The organism is Sorangium sp. So ce128 (assembly GCF_051525245.1).
Classification (GTDB): domain Bacteria; phylum Myxococcota_A; class Polyangia; order Polyangiales; family Polyangiaceae; genus Sorangium; species Sorangium cellulosum_B.
This window is the reverse complement of sequence record NZ_CP150313.1, coordinates 2,529,411-2,548,564: the sequence shown is the minus strand read 5'-3', so window position 1 is coordinate 2,548,564 and position 19,154 is coordinate 2,529,411. Positions and strand designations below refer to the sequence as shown.

The window sequence follows — 19,154 nt, the reverse complement described above, 5'->3', positions numbered from 1 at the left end:
GCTGGGACCCCCTGAGGCCGAGCACCCCGTCCCTGGCTCCCTACACCGGCAGGATCCCCCGCTTCTTCTCCGGCCGCTCCACCCGCTTCTTCCGCGCGAGCTCCAGCCCCCACGCGATCACCCTCCGCGTGTCCCGCGGATCGATCACGTCGTCGATGAGGCCCCAGCCGGCGACCTTCATCACGTCGATGTTCTTCTGGATCGCGTCGACCATCCCCTGCTTCACCTCCGGCGGCGGCGGCGCGTCACCGAACATCTTCCTCGCCGCGATCCCGAGCATCCCCTCCGGCCCCATCACGCTGATCTCGGCGGTCGGCCAGCCGACGATGAGGTCCGGCTCGTACGCGCGCCCGCACATCACGTAGTAGCCCGCGCCGTACGCCTTGCGCACGACCACCGTGATCTTGGGCACGGTGGCCGCCGCCATGACGTGCAGCATCTTCGCCCCGTGGCGGATGATCCCCTCGTGCTCGACCTTCGAGCCGATCATGAACCCCGGCACGTCCTGCAGGAACACGAGCGGGATGTTGAACGCGTCGCAGATCTGCATGAAGCGCGCGGCCTTGTCCGACGCGTCCACGTCGAGGATGCCGCCCATCTGGGTCGGCTGGTTGGCCACGACGCCGACCGGCTGGCCGCCGATGCGCGCGAGGCAGGTGATGATCGACCGCGCCCACCGCGGCTTCAGGTCGAACCGCTCGCCGTGATCGACGATGGCGTCGATCAGCTTCAGCATGTCGTAGGCGCGCCGCGGGCTCTCCGGCAGGAGGTCGAGCAGCGACTCCTCCCGCCGGTCGATCGGATCCGTGATCGGCAGGCGCGGCGGCTCCTCGTCGCAGCTCGAAGGGAAGAACGACAGGTACCTCTTCACCGCGGCGATGCACTCGGCGTCGCTCGGGTACTCCGCGTCCCCGACGCCGCTCTTCGTCGCGTGCACCTTGCTGCCGCCGAGCTCCTGCTCGGAGATGTCCTCGCCCGTCATCGCGCGCACGAGCGCGGGGCCGCCGAGCGCCAGCGAGCCGACGTCCTTGACCATCGGCACGAAGTCCGCGAGCCCCGGGATGTACGCCGTGCCCGCGGCGCCGGGCCCCACCATGGCCGCGACCTGCGGCACGACGCCGCTCATGTGCACCTGCTCGCGGAACAGGTGCCCAGAGCCGGCGAACAGCGAGATGCTGTCCGGGTGCATCGAGCCGGGATCGATGCGCGCCCCGCCCGAGTCGATGAACCACACGATCGGCCAGCGGCCGCGGAGCGCCATCTGCCGCAGGCGGGTCACCTTCTCCTCGCCCGTCTGCCCAATGCTGCCGCCCTTCACGGTGAAGTCGTACGCCGCCGCGCAGACCATCCGCCCGTCGACCTTGCCGAACCCGCAGACCACCGCGTCCGCCGGCGGCCGGTCGCTCCCGTCCGGCCCGGCCGCGAGCCCCATCTGCGTGCCGTGCATCCCCACCTCGAAGTGCACGCCGTCGTCGAAGAACGCCGCGAGCCGCTCCCGCGCCGTCATCTTCCCGCGCGCGTGCTGCTTCGCCACGCGCTCCTCGCCGCCCATCCGCCGCACCTGCTCCCGGCGGGCCTCGAGGTCCTTCACGAGCTCTCGCATGTTCACGGGCCACCTCTCCCTGCGCGCCCCGGCGCGCCTACTTGCCCGACCAGCGGGGCTTTCGCTTCTCCAGAAAGGCCAGGAGCCCTTCCCGCGCGTCGTCCGTCGCGAGGCAGCCGGCGAGCCGCTCGCGCAGCAGCGGCAGCGCCGACTCGAGGTCGAGATCATCCTGCGCCGCGAACGCCTCGAGGCCGAGGCGCACCGCGATCGGGCTCTTCGAGGCGATGGCGGAGGTCACCTCGTCGACCGCGGCGTCGAGCGCGCGCGGCTCGACCACCTTGTTGAGGAGGCCGCACTGCGCGGCCTCGTCGGCGTCGAGGCGCTGCCCGAGGAGCATCATCTCCAGCAGCTTGCGCCGGCTCACGTGCCGCTGGAGCACCGCCATGATCATCATCGGGAACAGGCCGACGTTGATCTCCGGCGTCCCGAGCTTGGCGCCGCGGGCGCCGATCGCGAAGTGCGACGCCGCGACGAGCCCGAGCCCGCCGCCCAGCGCGTGCCCGTTCACCCGCGCCACGATCGGCTTGCTCGAGTTCGCGAAGGCGAGCAGGAGGTCCGCGTAATCGCCCTTCATCTCGGGCGGCGGCGCCCCCTCGGCGCCCGCGATCTGCGCGAAGTCCCCGCCCGCGCAGAACGCGTCGCCCGCGCCGGTCAGGACCACGCAGCGCACCGTCTCGTCCGCCGCGCCCGCCGCGAGGGCGTCGAGGAGCTCGCTCACCATCGCCGGCCCGATCGCGTTCTTGCGCCACGGGTTGTTCAGCGTGAGCCGGAGGACGCCCCCCGCGGAAAAGGCCTGGATGACCGTGTACGCGCGCTCCGTCACGAGGCCGCCCCTCCTGCAGCGCCGGGCGCGCCGTCGTCGCGCAGGCCCAGGATCTGCCGGGCTTCCTCGACCGTCGCTGGCCTGCGGCCGACGTCGCGCACCATGCGCACGGCCACCTCGCAGAGCTCTCCGTTGCTGCGCGCCATCTCGCCGCTCGGCAGGTAGAAGTGGTCCTCGAGCCCGCACCGCACGTTGCCGCCGAGCACGAGCGCCGCCGCCAGCATCCTCCACTGCCCGTGGCTGATCCCGATCACCTCCCACTCCGAGCCGGGAGGCATGATCCTGGTCTGGAGCTGGAGCGACTCCACGTGCGCGGGGATGCCGCCCAGCACGTTGACGATGAACGAGAACTGGAGCGGGGGTTTGAGGAGCCCCATGTCGACGAGCGGCCAGGTGCCCTGGGTGTGCCCTGTATCGAAGCACTCGAGCTCGGGCTTCGTCCCGGCCTCGTTCATTGCGTTGAGGAGCTTGCTGATCTTCGCGTACGTGTTGGGAAACACCATGTCGAAATCGAAGGTCTTCCGCGCGCGCGAGTACTTCGAGTAGTTCATGGTGCCCATGTTGAGCGCCGCGATCTCGGGGCGGCTCTCCCGGAGGGTCGCGCACTGCTCGCTCACGTCGTCGAGGAGGGTGCCCGTCGAGAAATTCAGGATCACCGGGCAGCGCTGGCGCACCTCGTCCTTGATCCGCGCGAACACGGCCGGAGAGAACGTCGGTGATCCGTCGTCGTTGCGCGCGTGGATGTGCACCGCCGCCGCCCCTGCGTCGTAGGCCCGCTTCGCCTCCTCGGCGATCTCGACCGGCGTATAGGGGATGGCGGGGCATTGCTTGCGGCCGGCGAGCACCCCTGACAGCGCGCAGGTCACCACGCAGATATCGGGATCTCGTCCGTTCGGATCCCTCGGTTCCCCGGTGAACGTCGGCTTCTCTCTCATGCCCCCTGCCTCCCTTTCGCGTCCTCAGCGCCGTCGCTCTTCTTCTGTCCGGCTCTGTCCGACCCGCGAGACCACCTGTTTCTGCAGCTTCGTCAGGATCCGGAGCAGATCGCGCAGATCGGTCGAGCTCAAGCTCAGCAGCGCGCTCCGGAAGATCTCCATCGGTTCGACCTGGATCTCGCGGGCGAGCCGCGCCCCCTTCTCGCTGAGCCGGATGTGGACGACGCGCCGGTCGGCCTTCGAGCGTTCGCGGCGGACGAGCCCCTCTCGTTCCATGCGATCGACTATCCCGGTCACCGTGCTGTTCTGCGCCCGGATGCGCTCCGACAGCGTGGACAGCGACAGATCCTGGAACGACTCGAGCAGCTTGAGGATGGTGAGCTGTGGCCCGGTGAGGCCGAATCCGCTCGCCATGCCCTTCGTGAGCCTGCGCGACTCCGTGTAGAGATAGATGATCATCTCCACGATGGCGTCGATCTCCGGCCTCTCGGGCGGCGGCAGGGTCGCTGTCACGATGCTTCGTGTACGAAATATTCGCTCCCCGGGGGTGCGTCAAGCTCCCGCGCCCCCCTCCGACCGAGCGGGCGCTGCCCCACCCCCCGGCGCATCGGCGTTAACCAAGCTCGTCCGGTCACCGAAGCCCGCCCCCACCATCGGTCACCAACGTGGACGTTTACGTGGTCGTGGTCGTGGACGTTTACGTGGTCGTGGTCGTGGTCGTCAACGATAGGCCGTGAACGACCACGACCACGACCACGACCACGTAAACGTCCACGTAAACGTTCGGATGTAGGAGAACGCGGCGCGACGTCGGATCTACCGCCGCTTCTCTGACCCCCGGTCTGCCCGGAGCTCCCGGATGCACCACCTCAGCGCCTCCTGGAGGTCCCGATGCACCTGGACGGACGAGAGCTCGACACCGAGCGACGAGGCCGTCTGCGCCACCTGCGGCTGGACTCCGGCCACGACCCCTTGCGCGCCGAGCAGCTCGATCGTCTGGAGCATGCTGATGAGGTGCTGCGCCGTCGTGGAGTCGACCTCTTCGACCCCCGTCACCTCGACGATCGCGTAGCGCGACTTCGTCTCGACGATCGTGCGCAGCAGCTTCTCCGTGATCTCTGTCGCCCGGTGGCGATCGATGCTGCCGACGAGGGGCAGCACGAGCACGCTGTCCCAGACCTGGATGATCGGCGTCGACAGCGTCTCGATCGCGGACTCCTGCCGCGAGATCACCGCGCGCATCGACTCCTGCTGCTCGACCACCTCGCGCAGCGACTCCTCGGCGCGCATGCGCTCCAGCGTGATCGCGAACATCTCGCCGATGACCTGGAGCAGCGCCCGGACGCTCTTGTCCCACGCGCGGGTGGATCGCACCGCGTCGAGCCCCACGACGCCCACGAGCCGCCCCGCGTACGCTGCAGGCATCCGGACGAGCGAGGCGATCCCGAGCTCCGCGAAGGCCCGCCGCTCGCTCGCTGCCTCATCCGGCAGGTCGGCCACGCGCGGCACGTCGCACACCTCGAGGCGGAACAGCCGCTCGACGAGCCACGGATACACGTCCCTGGACACGACTCCCCGCTCCGCGCGCAGCGACGGCACCCCGTCGGCGCACCACTCGTGCGTGTTCAGGAACCGCCGCCCGTCCTCCGCGAGGAGGAAAAGGCTCGTCCTGTCGGCGCGCAGCGCCTTGCCGAGCTCCGCGAGCGCCGAGTGGAAGCCGCGGTCGACGTCCGAAAGCTTCACGTTGATGAAATGGGCCGAGATCGACGCGACCAGCATCTTCGTCTCGATCCGCTGCATCAGCGCCCGCTCGAGGCGCTTCTGCTTGCCCACGTTGCGCGCCCACCCGTACACGAGCCCTTCGCTCGGCACCGAGAGCATCGACCACGACAGCCAGACGTAGAGGCCGCTCCTGCTCCTGCACCGGTTCTCCAGCCCGAGCGTGACGGGCCCCTGGAGGAGCCGATCCATCTGCTCCCTGGTCGCGACGACGTCGTCCTGGTGCACGAGATCGAGGAGGCTCCGGCCGACGAGATCCTCGGTCCCCAGGCCGAGCGTCCGCTCCCAGGCGCCGCTCACGCGCAGGAACGATCCATCGCTCCGCAGAACACACAGCGGATCGGGACAGACAGCGAAGAACCTCTCTACGTCCGCTTCGTTCGCAGGTGTGTCCATCGCCGGTCGCCTTCCCCAGCCCACACCCCCACGCCTAGGTCTCCTTGACGTCCTCGAACGTCGTCCGCGCGGCCACGTGCTCCTCGTTCAGGTTGAGCAGGATGGGCAGCGTCTCGTGCTGCCAGTCATCGTCGAGGATCCGCCGCACGGTCACCCGGCCGGGCACCAGGTTGTACACGGCGTCCACGATATCCATGATGACGTAGAAGCCGTTCGAGTTGCAGAACCGCATCTTCACGAAATCCATCACCGTGGACGTGATCGGGTGCTGCGGGAGGACTCGAGCCAGCTCGTCCAGGTAGCTCGACAGGTACCGGTACGGGTTGTCGATCCGGATAGCGCCCTCGAAGGTCAAAACGAGGCGGTTGTCGTCATCGAGCCGGGCGACCGACTGAAAGACGCTCAGCCCGCCATCCGTGATTTCGCCATAGCTGAGAGCCTTCATACGCGACCTTTCGTGAAAAACATACGCAGCCTTTTCAAGGGAAAGTAGCCTGGACGACGAGGATTCCATCGACGTACTGCGTCGAGAGATGGAATTTGTTCTCGGCGGTCAACCGAATGAGCCCTAGACCGCCCCTGCGTCGATCGTTGCGCCGCTCGCGCACCGTCCTGGCAAAGAGCTCTCTCGGGTCCTCCGCGGCGAAGATCTCGTCGAATACCGCCTTGACGGTCCGGTACTCTTCCGGCGTAACGCGGTTGGATACCTTGATGAGCAATCGATCCGGATCGATGCTCAGATCGAGCCGCACCTCGCTCTCACGCTCGGTCCCGTGCTGGAGCACGTTGGTGACCAGCTCCGTGACCACCACGTTGACCTTCTGGCAGATCCGTCTGGGATAGAACCTCACCAGAAGCGCGTCCAAAAAGTTCGCAAGCAGGCCGGCCACGTCGCCCGTGATGTGATCGATCGGAGAGATATATATCGATGCACCGACCGACGTCTGCGAATGATTCTTCTCGGGCTTCATCAGGCGCACCTTCGCAGGATGATCAGTGTGATGTCGTCGGCGTCCGCCACCCGGAACCGCGTGTAGTCCTCGATGCACCGGTCGAGGATCACCTGCACCGGTTCCTCGCTGTGCTTGACGACGATTTCGTTGAGACGTTGCACGGAATATATCTCCCCGCTCGCGTCCTGGGCCTCGAACATCCCGTCTGTGTACAAGGCGAGGACGTCATCCTCCTCGAACGGCAGCTCGAACTCGTGAAATGGCTTGATGCGCAGACCGATAAAGTTGCTCACCCGGTTGAACGAGCGAGGCGTGCCGCGACGGACCAGGAGCCCGTACCCTCCGCCCGAGACGTAGCGGAGGAATCGGTCAGTAAACATGACAAAGTTCACCGTCGCGTACCGGCGAACCTCCCGCAGGAACGAGTAAGCGCTCCGGTTCACCCAGTCCACGATCGCCCCAGGGCTATCTAGCCGCTTGGTAGCGTGGGCGAACTGCGCCTTCAGAAACGCCATGATGAGCGCCGACGATACTCCGTGCCCTGAGATATCGTAAACCCCTATCGCGTGGCGCTCGCCGGGAAGGTAGAAGAAGTCGTAGTAGTCTCCTCCGACCTGGGCGAGCTGCTTGTGGAAGATGGCCATGTCGAAGGACGAGGCGATGGCCCCGCTCGCCTCCGGAAGCAGGGCGCGCTGGACCTGCCGCGCCACCGCGAGGTCGTCGTCGATGGCCCGGTTGTACCCTTCGAGCTCGTTCTCGATGCTGGTCGCGTGTTCCAGGATCGCCTCGTGCACCAGGGAGAGGTCGTCGAAGTCGAGCTTCAGCTTGTCGACGTACTCCAGCAGCGCGTTGCAGCGCTCCATGAAGTCTGTGAAGTTCCCCTCCTCGCGGAGCAACGTGTTCCACGCTTGCCGCTCCTTCACGATCGCCCTGATGGCATCCAGATTGCTCTGCTTCTGCAGGAAGCCTCTGGAGTGCATCGAGCTGATGTCCTTGGGTGCAGTCATGGCTCGACCTGGACGCGATTCGGGTTGGACGGAAGAACCCATCCGATCTCAATCACAGAGTATCATCTCGAAGTTCTGATTGAACTTCTTGAGGTTGGGCAGCGACTTCCCCTGCCACGGGATGGACTTCGACCCGCGGACGATGAGCTGGAGCTCACCCTTCTTCCGGGTGGCGATCGCGAACTTGTAGAGGACGTTGATCCCTGAGCTGTTCAGGAAGTTCAGCGCCCTGACGTCGAGTGTGATGGTGGGAGGGTTCGTGGCCAGGACCTTGTCGAGCAGCTCCTCGATGGGGGCGTACTCGGTGGTGCCGCCAAGACGAAGGATTCCTTCCAGGTACACCACCACCTCAGAGGGATCGTACCAAACCCGATAGTTACCACCCTTGATTTCCATTCTCGACCTTTCATTCAAAATAGGAATCCTGGCCATCGTCTTGATGCTGAAGCTGTTGACCGAGATCGGATCCAGCTTCCAACCAAGACTGACACCGTAATCATTCATGATGATGAGATACCCGAGCCCCGACCCGGCGTTCTCCGCGTCCTCGGCGTTCGCCTCCGCCTGTCGACGCAGGAGCTCCCCAGGGTCCTCCTGTGTGAGCTCTAGGAGCTTCTCACGAAGCGAGGGGACGGCGGCGTTCGTGATCTGGTTGCTGACGAGACACACCAGATCCTCACGCCCGATACCCACGGTCACGGTGATGTCACCGTGCTGATTGAACTTGACGGCGTTCTCAACCAGTTCGTTCAGAACGTACCCGATGGCGCCTGAGACCTCGTCTCGGCTGATGAGCCTGTCCTCGCCGTCTATCTCCGGAAAGAGCTCGCCGAAGTACTCGGCCATGAAATTGGCCGTCAGGTTACAAAGGCTCCATCTCACCGCGAACGAGTCGGGGTACAACGTCAGCGACATGTGTTCGCTGAACGAATCGTCTAAAGAGTAGACGCCGATGATTTCGCTCATGGTAATGCCCAGTCTCCCCCTTGCTCATACCCTCTTAATGACAAGTACAGTGATGTCATCATGGATTTTGTTGTAGCCTACGTGCGCCAAGACGTCCTCGATGATAGCGTCCTTGATCTCCCGCGAGGTTCTTTCGTGGTTTCGTGAGATCACCTGACACAGACGGTCGATTCCGTACTGTTCCTCTGAAGAGTCCTCCGCCTCGGTGATGCCGTCGCTGAAGAGCGTCACGACGTCCCCGGGCTCCAGCTTCACCTCGATGCTACCGATGAAATCGCTGATATCCAGGTCGATGCCTATCGGCAACCCGAGCCCCATGGTCTCGACACGATCGAGGGTCCCGTCCTTCCGGACGATGATCAGATCCTCGTGCTGGCCGGTGAGCTGGAGCCCGCCGTCGCTGTAGTCGAGCAGCGTCAAGGACAGGTTCTTGTCCGACCGGATGCGCTGGATGTTCTGGTAGATGACCTTGTTGACGATGCTCAGGAACTTCTTCGGATCCCGCTCGTTGGCCGCGAGCAGCGTCCGGACGGCCGTCTGGACCATGAGCATCAGCACGCCGCTCTCCAGCCCGTGGCCGGTGACGTCGCCGATGCCGATCTTGACGAGCCCGTCGCTCCGGAGCACGTCGTAGTAGTCCCCGCCGACCTCGTCGGCAGGGGCCATGTAGCCCGCGATGTCGAGGCCCGGGATCTCCTGGAGCTCGCTCGGCGCGGGGAGCACCATGAGCTGGAGCTGCCGCGCGACGTTCAGCTCGGCGCCGAGCCGGATGTTCTCCTGGGCGAGCTTCGCGTTCAGCTCGCTGATCTCCTCGTTCGCCTTCTCGAGGGCCCTCGTCCGCTCGCCGACGAGCTCTTCGAGGTTGTTCGTGTAGGCCTCGATCTCGCTCGCCATCTCGTTGAACGCGACGCCGAGCTGCCCGATCTCGTCCGCGGAGTTCACGTCGATGCGAACGCCGTAATCGCCCTCGCGCATCCGCGTCGCGCCGGTCGAGAGCGCGACCAGGGCGCCCGTCATCTTGCGGGAGATCAGGTAGACACCCAGCATGAGCACGAGGAACGAGGCGATCGTGATGAGGACCTGGGTCCCGACGATCACCGTCCTGCTCTTCTCGATGCTCTTCTGCGCCGCGAGGAGCGAGGCGTACATCTCCTTCTTCGGGACGACGAAGCCCATCGTCCACCGCTCCTTGGCCACGCGCGCGTCCGGCCCGGCCCAGCCGTTCACCGGCGCGAGCCGCTGGAGGGCGATGATGTACGTCTCGCCCGATATCACCATCTCCCGGTAGTCGACTTTATCATCGTTCGGAAGGACGATGCCAGACACCCCCGAGTCCTCGCTGTCCTTGAAGAACCGCTGCAGCATGCCGACGCCGGAGTTCTGGCCGGCGCCCGCGTCCGTGCGCAGCCGCAGCGTCTTTGCGCCGAGCTCGTTGACCGCGAAGACGTTCCCGTCCGCCTGCGCCAGGAAGGCGAAGCCCGCGGTGGCCAGCTTGACGTCCTTGATCGACGCGATGAGCTGCGCGAGCGTGAGATCGAGCCCGACGGATCCCACGAACGTCTTGCGGTCCTTCGCCCAGAGCGGGTGGAACGCCGTCATCACGATGCCGCCGCCCGCCGCGTCGTCGTACGGCGCCGTGACCGTGGTCTGATCCGGGTGCGCGCCCAGCCCGGCGGGGTCCTTCGCCCACTCGTTCCAGCTCTCGGCGATGCCGGGGAAGAAGAACTTGTACCACCCCTGGTCGTTGTGCCCCGGATACAGCTTGTCGAAGGTCGACGCCATGTCGGTGTACGGCGTCAGCCGCACATACGGCTTGTCCTCAGGACCGATGTAATAGATCTGAAGCTTGTCGGCGCCGTACTTGCCGAACGAGGGCAGGATGAGATCCAGAAACGCGGTCTCGTTGACGGCCCGCTGGACCTCGGGCAGGATCGTCCCGTCCTTCCCCAGGTAGCCCCAGACGCTGACGACGCTCGGCTCGCTCGGATCGTTCTGGTACCAGTTCCCCTTCGGGTTGAACTTCATCTGATCGCGGAAATACGGGAAGTCGGCGGCCGTCCGCAGGAACGGGGCGACGTCCTCCTCGCGATCGATCACGGTCTGCAAGACGCCGGCGAGGGTCTGGAGGTCCCTGTACGCCTCGCCGAGCCTGAGGTTGACGTGAGTGGCCTTGTCCTCCAGGTGATTGGTGAGGTACTCGCGGTTCGCCGAGTTGAGGCCGGCCTCGATCTCCGCGGCGGCCTCGCTGCTCAGCCGGTGGATGCCTTGCCGCCCGACGACGACGTTCCACACGGCACCGAGCAGGACGCTCACGCCCGTCACGAAGATGATCTTGGTGCTGAACTTCCTGAACCTGAAGAGCAGGCTTTGAGGCCGCTGTTCGCCAGAGTTCCGAGGTTGAACGCTCACGGCTGGCAATCTCCTAACGGCACGGCCCTGGGCCACTCGATCGGCATCACGACGCGGCGGAGCATGACGACCCGGCCTCCCCTCACATGACCCGCATCGGCTTGCGGCCCGAGCCGGCGTAGATCGGCCACGAGGCGAGGCCGTGCGGGTGCGTGATGGCCGCCATGTGAGCGCGCAGCCCGGTGCTCAGCTCGGCGTGGTAGTCCGGCGGGGCGCCGGCGGTCCGGGCCATGTTGGCGGTCACCGAGATCCAGCACTCGACGACGCGCGCGAAGTCGAAGCAGTCCGTGTTCATGTTGTTGATGTCGATCAGGTTGACGCGGATGTCCTCGAGGCCGGCCTCCCCCAGGATCTGCCGCGTCTTTATCCCCGTATCGAGATCCATCCCGATCGACCTGCCGAGCTCGACGAACCGCTTGTAGGTCGCACGGATGAGGTCCTGCTCCGGATAGCCGTACGCGCACGACAGGAGCTCGTTCGTGATGTAGATCCGGCCGCCCGGCTTGCAGATGCGGTAGAGCTCCTGCATGATGCGCTCGGGCTGCGGAAAGACCTGGAGAGACAGACGGCAAGACACGAAGTCGAACGAGTTGTCCGGCAGGAGCAGCGCCGCGGCGTCCCCGTACTGATACTCGACGTTCTCCAGCCCGAGCCGCCGTATGTGGTCCTGCGCGTAGCGGAGCGCGGGCCGGGAGTGATCGACCCCGGTGACGTGCTCCGGCTTGAACTCCTTCTGGAGCAAGATCGCGAAGTCGCCGAAGCCGCACGCGATATCGGCGATCTTCATCCCCGGGTAGAGGCCGTGGTTCATCAGCCCCGTCTTCTCGTGCTCCCAGATGATGCGCTCCTGGAGGCGGAGGACGTCGATGAACTCGGCATCTTCGAGCATTCCCTGGCTCGGGTAGAACGCGACGTCGTAGATCTCGACGGAGACGCTCGAGTAGATCTCCGCGATGACCTGAAACTTGCGGATCGCCCAGGGGATGACGCTGGAGATGATCAGCCTGATCTTGAGGTTGGGACGCGCCTCGACAGCCCAACGGACAAACCTGTTGATCTCCAGGAATGCCACGTTGTTCATGTACTTGAGCCGCTTGAAGTCCAGGCAGAGCTCGCCGCTCGCGTTCTTGGCCGCGGTCTCCAGCGTGCCGCGGATGGCCCTCATCTGATCGGCACCGAACGGCCGCAGCATGCCCGAGAGCGCAACCTCCTGGTCGGTCTGGTCGACGCGCATGCTGAAGGTCACCTGCGAGCGCCACGAAGGCAGGCCGCTCGCAGACGAGGGCGGTACGGCGGATTCGCGACCGATCGGAGCTGTCATAGTTCTTCTACCTCAGTGAACGGGAACTGAATCGCCAGAAGGAGCCAGTCCCCGCTCGTGGGTTCGGAGATACTGAGCTTCGAGCCGTAGACGACCGCGAGTTCGAGCAGCCCGAGCGCCTGAGCGTCATCATCCGGAACGTCGTGCTCGAGCTGCTCTCGATACCAGGCCATCGGGTCCGGCTGATTGGCCAGCTGGACGGCGTGGTTGTAGAACTTGGCGCTCTGCTCGTTGATCGGGACCTCCGCCTCGACGAGGATATGGTTCTGCTTCTTGCGGAACCGCATCTTGATCTCGCCGGTGGAGCCGTGATTCCGGTATATCGCTTCCAGCAATTCGTTGAAGAACGTCGAGAGCAAGGTCGCGTGGCGCTCGGGGTCATCCTCATTGGCGCTCGCGTACCTCGCGAGGAAATTGGCTAGCTGATGACAGTGGTTCCACCGTTTACTGAAGCCACCGACCGAGAAGTTCGCGGAAATGACCATGCCGTCCGCCGGTAACGCGGGCGGCGGTCGCAAGGTCGGAGCTATGTCGGCCTGCTTGGAAACGGACATCAAAGCCTCGGGGGTTGGTTGACAAGTGAGGCACGAACGAGGTTACCCGGGTTCGGGGTGCCCCGTCGAGTGCATCGCGAGGTTTCCAGCGAGCGCCATCCGGGCCTTCACGCGGCAGAAACGTCAGCGACCGCCCGGGCGGTTGCACCAGGCATGCCACCGCGCGGCAAACTTTCTGTAATACAGCTCGCATTTATCGAAGATCACTGGTCTCATGACCAGGTGAACCGATGTAGGGCGCCGGCTGCTGGCCGACGGCTCCGTTCGGTCGTTGCGCGCATATCCGGGTGAAACGGGCTCCGCTTGCCTCAGCACGCGATGTTCGTGGGTCACCACGACAGGCAGACATTTTGTCCACAGAGCACCCGCGCCGGCGGCGCCATTTGTAATTCGCTACACATGTGCTCCCCGCTCGCCTCGGCGGGGCGCACAGTCGTTGACCATCAGACCATTTGGAGCAGCAGAAGAGAGGTAATCGAAAGTGCGTCGCTGCTGTCAACCCCTTCCTGCGCGCGGCGGAGGTGCGCTCAGGCATCGTGTGGTCCAGCGAGTCGCCGCGGGAGTGCGAGGAGATCCGTGCGCCCACCTACCACGTGGCCCATCGCGCGCCGGAGCCGAGTGCGTCTCTCGGGCGCGGATTCGGTATGCGGCCCTCTCGCGCGGGAGTCGGCGTCTCGAGGCAGCGCCGCGACGAGCCCCACGCCGGGCGAGCGCTCGCGGCTGGCGCCGGGTGTCGTCAGGCGTCCGGGAGCGCTTCGCAACATCGATGGTCCCGCAGCCCTCGTCCCGCAGCTGGGCGCCGCTCGACCGAGCGCCCTCACCTTCGCCGCGAGCGGCGCGAGCGGCCCAAAAACGCGCGAGGTCGGACATCGCAACGATTGAGCTTGACAATCATCCATGCAGGCCGCGTGTGTTCACCGTCGCGCTGTCCGGCGCGGCAGCGCGCCGCCTCCCGAGCGCGGCACGCAGCGCGCGCCTGACCGCTGGCCCGCGCCGCGCAGCGCCGCTGTGGCGCACGCGACCGGCGCCCGGCGTCACCGCGGCGGAGCGCCGCGCCGCTCGATGGCGTCGAGCTCGTCCATCACCGCCTTCACGCGCGGATCCGTGGGATCGACGGCGCGCGCCTTCTCGTACGCTGCGCGCGCGTCCTTCAGCTGGCCCGACTGCGCAAGGGCGTTGCCCAGGTTGATCCAGGCGCTCCCGAGCTTGTCGTCGAGCTTGAGCGCCTCGCGGTAGAGCGCGGTCGCCTTCTGCAGGTCGCCGCGGAGGTGGTACGCATACCCGAGGTTCGATCGGTAGGTGGCGCGCGCCGGGTCGCGCGCCACAGCCGCCTCGAGGTGCGGAACGGCGCGCGCGGGATCGTTCGCGGCGAGGAGCGCCGTCCCGAGGTCGTTCTGCAGGCGCGCGTCCGCCGGCGAGAGCCTCGCGGCGCGCTCGTAAGCGCGGATCGCGTCGGCCGTCCTCCCCGCGGCCAAGAGCGCTGTCCCGAGGTTCGCCTGCCGCTCCGCGTCCCCGGGGGCGAGCTCCGCCGCCCGCGTCAGCTCACGGACAGCGTCTTGCAGGTTGCCGAGCGCGAGGTGCGCGACGCCGAGCGCGGAGTGCGCCTCGGCGTCGCTCGGGGCGAGCTCCGCGGCACGTGTCAGCTCACCGAGCGCCGCGTCGGCCCGGCCGAGGACAAGGAGTGTGCGGCCGAGCTCGAGGTGCGCGAGCGCGTGGTCAGGCTCGAGCGTCACCGCACGCTTCAGCTCAGGGAGCGCGGCGAGCAGCGTCCGGTCGCCCGGCGCCCCGTTGTAGTCGGTGGACACGCCTGCCCTGGCGATCGCCGCGCGCTGGGCGCCGACGATCGCCGCCGCGTCCTTCTTGTCGAGCTGCGCGGCCGCGCGATAGGCCCTCTCGGCAGCGGCGAAATCGCCGCTCGCATAGGCGGCGTCGCCCTCTTCGAGCTTCCTGTCCGCCGGCGTGCCGGTGCCGCGCGCGACGCGCGGAGGAGGGCTCGCCGCCGCTGCCTCGCTGGTGGACGGCGCGTCGAGCGGGACGCCCGAGCCGACCGGCTCGCCCGGGGCAGCGCCACTCCCTGGAGGCGGCGCGGGCGCCGCGTTCTCCGTCGGATCGAGCCGGGAAGGCGGCGCAGGGGCCTCCGTCGATGGTCGCGGCGCCGGCGAGCGCGACGCTGGCGCCGCCGGGGCGCAGCCGGCGAGCGCGAGCAGGACGCCGAGCCGGCGGATCGCTCCGCAGGCGCTCACAGCTTGTACGGGGTCATCGCGTGCTCCTTGCCGTCGTACCGGAGCAGCACAGGCTTGTTATCCATCTTCGTCGCCACGCCGACCGGCCGCTTCCAGCACCGGACGAGCGCCACGAGCGTCTCGCGCGCGTAGTCGGCGCGGAGGTCGAAGCCGCCGTGCACGTGCTCGAGCAGGAGCTCTCCCCGGTTGCCGTAGTTGGCGTCGACGACACGGATGTACGGGTCGCCGAAGTTCGTCAGCTGGAAGAGGAGCTTCTCCTTCACCTCCTTGAACTCGCGGCTCTCGATCTCGAACCTGTCGTTCCGCCCCGAGAAGCCGAACGTGTACATCTTCTGCTCGATCACGAACTCCGGCGTCAGGAACTCGTCGATGAAGGTCACGTCGTTGTAGAGCGCGCGCACCTGGAAGATCTTCTCGCGGCCGAGGCCGAGCCGCATGTCCCAGGTGCGCTTCGCGTCGAGGTCCGCGCACTCCTCCCACTCGCGGCCGAAGCGGCCCTTGTTCCATCGCTCCTCGATGTAGCGATAGAGCTCCACGCCGACCTTGTAGGGGTTGAAGCGCCCCGGCGCCGTCGCCATGACACCGGCGTTGTTCTCGGCGTAATCGATGATCTCCGACGCATCGAGGACCTTCTCGGTCATCATCTTCGAGTGCCAGTACGAGGCCCACCCCTCGTTCATGATCTTCGTCTGGCGCTGGGGGACGAAGTAGTAGGTCTCCTCGCGGATGATCTCGAGCACGTCGCGCTCCCACCGATCGAGCGGCGCGTGGTCAAGCAGGAACTTGAGCACGTCGCGCTCCGGGCGCTCCGGCACCTTGCGCTCCGGCTTCTTCTGGTCCTGCCGCTTCTTCCGCTGCGCCGCGAGGATCTCCTCCGGGTTGATGAAGGAGTCCATGTACTCCTTGGCCCGGAGCTTGTAGGTGTCCATCGGCTCCTCCGTGGGCTCCTCGTCCTCCTTGGCCACAGGACGGCCGCTGAAGGGGGCCCACGGGTCGATCAGGTTCTCGAGCGAGAGGCAGTGGTCGACGAACGCCTCGACCTTGTTGATGCCATAGCGCTCGATGTGCCGCGACACGCGCGCGCCGTGGTTCGCCATCTTGTCGATCCACTTGCGGTCCGGATCGTAGGCCTCGCTCTTCCGCACCGGGTCGAGGATCGGGCCGCGATGGTCGAGATCGGTGGACCGGAAGCAGAAGTTGTTCTTGAAGAAGTCGACGTGCGCGTACACGTGCGCCATGACGAGCTTCTGGTCGGTGAGCGAGTTGCCCTCGAGGAGGTAGGCGTACGAAGGGTTGTTGTTGATGACCATCTCGTAGATCTTCGAGAGGCCATACTCGTAGCTCTTCGAGAGCTGCTCGTACTCCATGCCGAACCGCCAGTGCGGGTAGCGGCTCGGGAAGCCGCCGTACGCGGCGATCTCGTTCATCTGGTCGTACGTCAGCATCTCGAAGATGACGGGGAAGAAGTCGAGCCCGTAGTCCCGGGCGATCTTCTCGATGCGCTCCTTCTCGGTGCGCAGGTAGCGGGGAAGCGCGGTGTTCAGGGCGAACTTGCTCATACCGCTCTACTTCCCCTTCCCCAGGAAATCCTTGATGCTGCCCACGATGGCGTCCTTGTCCCTGATCTCGCTCACCACCACCCGATCGTCCTGCGAGAAGTGTTCTTTCAGATCCTTGATGAACTGGCCCGAGCCGTACGGGCTCTCGACCTGCCCGTAGGCGAACATGTTGACCCGCGGCAGGATCTGGGTCTTGAGCACGTCCACGCAGGAGAGCGTGTCGTCCATCGACCAGTTGTCGCCATCGGAGAAGTGGAACGGATAGATGTTCCACTCGTCCGGCGGGTAGTCGTTGTCGATGATCTGCGAGCACAGCTTGTAGGCGCTCGAGATCATCGTGCCGCCGGACTCGCGCGTGTGGAAGAACGTGTCCCGGTCGACCTCGCGGGCGATCGCGTCGTGGATGATGAAGCGCGACTCGAGGCCCTTGTACTGGCGGGTCAGCCACGCATCGATCCAGAACGACTCGATGCGCACGATCTCCTTCTGCTCGTCGCCCATCGACCCGGAGACGTCCATCATGTAGATGATGACCGCGTTCGCGACGGGCTCGGTGATCGTCTTCCACGAGCGGTACCGCTTGTCGTCCGGGACGGGGACGACGACGGGCGCCGACGGGCGGAACGTCCCGCTCGAGATCATCCGCTTCAGCGCCTCGCGGTACGTCCGCTTGAAGTGGCGCAGCGACTCGGGGCCCACCCTGCGGATGCCGGAGTAGCGATCGTGGGCGTTCGAGATCTTGCTCTTGCCCTTGTCCTGGATGTCGGGCAGCTCGAGCTCCTCGCCGAGGATGCCGGCGAGCTCCTCGAGCGTGACGTCGACCTCGAGGAGGTGGTCCCCCTCGCCGCTGCCCGCCTGCCCCTGGCCGGGCTGCTTGTCGTCCGAGCCCCCCACGGGATCGCCGGGGTTGCCGTCGCCCTGCCCCACGCCGCCGCGTTGCTTGTCGCCGAAGCGGAAGCGCGGGATGTCGATCTGAGGGATGGGAATCGAGACGAGGTCCTTCCCCTTTCGTCCGATGAGCTCGCCCTGCGAGATGTACTTGCGCAGGTTCTCGCGGATGCGGCCGCGAACGATCTGACGGAAGCGCCCGTGATCCTGGTCGATCTTCAACGACACGCTCGCGAGTGTAGCATCGGAAGCCGCCTCGGGTCCGCACGTTCGGCGGGCCGCCGAGGTCTCCCGCCGCGGCGGCGCCGCTTCCCCGCTTCCGTTCGACATCTCCATCTCCACTTCCCCACGTCCTCGCCGTTGCCCCACCGCCACGCCCGCCCGTCGTGAACTGCCCCCCGTGTTAGCCTCCGCGCCGTGCTTTTCCGAGCGCGCTCCCTCCTCGTGTTCCTCGTGCTCGTGGTCCTCGCGGCGCTGGCCCTCGGGTGCGGCTCCCGAGAGCAGCTCGTCGGGCTGCCCGATCTCGCGGGCGCAGGGGGCGCCCCCGACGCGCCGCCCCCGGACCCGCCGGTGTGCCGGGAGGACGGGCTCCCCTGCCAGGGCGCGGCGGACTGTTGCAGCGCCGCGTGCGCGCAGGGGATCTGCGGCGGCGACAGCTGCGCGCGGGACGGCGCGCCGTGCGCCGCCCCGGGCGACTGCTGCGCCGGCCTGTGCACCGGCGGGCTCTGCGGGCAGGGCTGCTCGGCCGACGGGGCGCCATGCCAGAGCGCGGCGGCGTGCTGCGCCGGGGTCTGCATGGGCGGGGCCTGCGGACGGGGCTGCTTCCGGGACGGGAGCGCGTGCGGGTCCGCGGGACAGTGCTGCTCGCTGAGCTGCGTGGAGGGCGCATGTCGCGCGCCGTGCATCCCGAACGGCGCGCGCTGCAGCGCGGGCGACGCGTGCTGCAGCGGCGCCTGCGTCGCGGGCGTCTGCGCCGAGGCGTGCGCGCCCGACGGCTCCGTGTGCGACCAGAGCGTGGACTGCTGCACCGGGCGCTGCAACGCGGGCATCTGCGGCGGGTGCAGCTCGGACGGGGTCGCGTGCGGCTCGGCCGACGCGTGCTGCTCCGGCGTCTGCGCGCAGGGCGTGTGCGGGGGCGCGGCGTGCTCGCACGCGCCCTGCGAGATCGGCGCGCCGCTCGCCGCGGACTGCGGCGGGTGCGCGGCCGAGCTCTGCCGGTTCGACCCGTTCTGCTGCACCACCAGCTGGGACGAGATCTGCGTCGGCGAGGTCCCCAGGCTCTGCGGGCTGGTCTGCGTCGAGTGCGCCGCAGACGGCAGCCGCTGCGCGTCCGGCGAGGCGTGCTGCAGCGGCGCGTGCGAGGACGGCGTCTGCCGGCCCCCGGGCGCGCGCGACGGCCAGCCGTGCGCGGACTCCGGCGAGTGCTGCAACGGCAGCTGCCAGAACGGCCTCTGCGGCGGCCCCGCTTGCCCATCGGACGGGACGGGCTGCGGAGGATGCGTGGCCGAGCGCTGCTGCGCGCAGCTGAGCCAGTGCCTGCTCAGCCCCACCTGCGCGGACGACGTCGCGTGCTTCTTCGGCTGCCTCGACGAGGGCAGCGGCCCCGCCGTCTGCGGGTTCCAGTGCATCCACAGCCCGGAGACGTTGCAGCTGCTGCGCTGCGTGGGCAGGAGCTGCGGCGGCGGCACCTGCTTCTGACGCGCGGCGTGGGGCGCGAT

The 19,154-nt window shown here is 67.0% G+C and carries 16 protein-coding genes; 1 reads left to right on the top strand and 15 read right to left on the bottom strand.

The window, feature by feature from the left end:
• Positions 1-40: 40 nt before the first annotated feature.
• The 15 genes from WME82_RS09940 to WME82_RS09870 form a co-directional block, all read right to left on the bottom strand.
• On the bottom strand, positions 41-1,603 hold the full coding sequence (locus tag WME82_RS09940) for an acyl-CoA carboxylase subunit beta (RefSeq protein WP_438044870.1): 1,563 nt from the start codon (positions 1,601-1,603) through the stop codon (positions 41-43).
• A gap of 37 nt (positions 1,604-1,640) precedes the next feature.
• Positions 1,641-2,426 carry an enoyl-CoA hydratase/isomerase family protein gene (locus WME82_RS09935; protein ID WP_438042613.1) on the bottom strand — a complete coding sequence of 262 codons (786 nt, stop codon included), beginning with the start codon at positions 2,424-2,426 and terminating at the stop codon, positions 1,641-1,643.
• Positions 2,423-3,361 (bottom strand): 3-keto-5-aminohexanoate cleavage protein, encoded by a 939-nt coding sequence (locus tag WME82_RS09930; protein ID WP_438042612.1) that lies wholly within the window; start codon positions 3,359-3,361, stop codon positions 2,423-2,425. Before WME82_RS09930 ends, WME82_RS09935 begins: the two co-directional genes overlap by 4 nt.
• A gap of 24 nt (positions 3,362-3,385) precedes the next feature.
• Entirely contained in the window at positions 3,386-3,874 is a 489-nt protein-coding gene (locus WME82_RS09925) for a MarR family winged helix-turn-helix transcriptional regulator (protein ID WP_437551312.1), read from the bottom strand.
• A gap of 303 nt (positions 3,875-4,177) precedes the next feature.
• On the bottom strand, positions 4,178-5,536 hold the full coding sequence (locus WME82_RS09920) for an STAS domain-containing protein (RefSeq protein WP_438042611.1): 1,359 nt from the start codon (positions 5,534-5,536) through the stop codon (positions 4,178-4,180).
• Positions 5,537-5,570: 34 nt separating this feature from the next.
• Positions 5,571-5,981 carry a hypothetical protein gene (locus tag WME82_RS09915; RefSeq protein ID WP_012234416.1) on the bottom strand — a complete coding sequence of 137 codons (411 nt, stop codon included), beginning with the start codon at positions 5,979-5,981 and terminating at the stop codon, positions 5,571-5,573.
• A gap of 34 nt (positions 5,982-6,015) precedes the next feature.
• Positions 6,016-6,507, bottom strand: a complete 492-nt coding sequence (locus tag WME82_RS09910) for an ATP-binding protein (protein WP_231864758.1) — start codon at positions 6,505-6,507, stop codon at positions 6,016-6,018.
• Positions 6,507-7,496, bottom strand: a complete 990-nt coding sequence (locus WME82_RS09905; RefSeq protein WP_437745227.1) for a PP2C family protein-serine/threonine phosphatase — start codon at positions 7,494-7,496, stop codon at positions 6,507-6,509. The genes WME82_RS09910 and WME82_RS09905 overlap by 1 nt, the downstream gene beginning before the upstream one ends.
• Before the next feature lie 48 nt (positions 7,497-7,544).
• Complete coding sequence (locus tag WME82_RS09900) at positions 7,545-8,462, bottom strand: slr1658 superfamily regulator (protein ID WP_012234413.1); 918 nt, start codon at positions 8,460-8,462, stop codon at positions 7,545-7,547.
• Between the two features lie 24 nt (positions 8,463-8,486).
• On the bottom strand, positions 8,487-10,871 hold the full coding sequence (locus WME82_RS09895) for a PP2C family protein-serine/threonine phosphatase (RefSeq protein WP_438042610.1): 2,385 nt from the start codon (positions 10,869-10,871) through the stop codon (positions 8,487-8,489).
• An 82-nt stretch (positions 10,872-10,953) separates the two neighbouring features.
• Entirely contained in the window at positions 10,954-12,117 is a 1,164-nt protein-coding gene (locus WME82_RS09890) for a methyltransferase domain-containing protein (protein ID WP_437745225.1), read from the bottom strand.
• Positions 12,118-12,188: 71 nt separating this feature from the next.
• Complete coding sequence (locus WME82_RS09885; protein WP_437534412.1) at positions 12,189-12,746, bottom strand: hypothetical protein; 558 nt, start codon at positions 12,744-12,746, stop codon at positions 12,189-12,191.
• A gap of 1,034 nt (positions 12,747-13,780) precedes the next feature.
• On the bottom strand, positions 13,781-14,989 hold the full coding sequence (locus tag WME82_RS09880) for a tetratricopeptide repeat protein (protein ID WP_438042609.1): 1,209 nt from the start codon (positions 14,987-14,989) through the stop codon (positions 13,781-13,783).
• Positions 14,986-16,548: a SpoVR family protein gene (locus WME82_RS09875; protein WP_437870062.1), complete on the bottom strand. Its 1,563-nt coding sequence runs from the start codon at positions 16,546-16,548 to the stop codon at positions 14,986-14,988. The genes WME82_RS09880 and WME82_RS09875 overlap by 4 nt, the downstream gene beginning before the upstream one ends.
• A 6-nt stretch (positions 16,549-16,554) precedes the next feature.
• Positions 16,555-17,664, bottom strand: coding sequence for a DUF444 family protein (locus WME82_RS09870; protein ID WP_044964401.1), 1,110 nt, complete (start codon positions 17,662-17,664; stop codon positions 16,555-16,557).
• 189 nt (positions 17,665-17,853) lie between these two features.
• On the opposite strand from WME82_RS09870, the gene WME82_RS09865 reads away from it, so the two are divergent.
• Positions 17,854-19,134: a hypothetical protein gene (locus WME82_RS09865; protein ID WP_438042608.1), complete on the top strand. Its 1,281-nt coding sequence runs from the start codon at positions 17,854-17,856 to the stop codon at positions 19,132-19,134.
• The last annotated feature ends 20 nt before the right edge of the window (positions 19,135-19,154 follow it).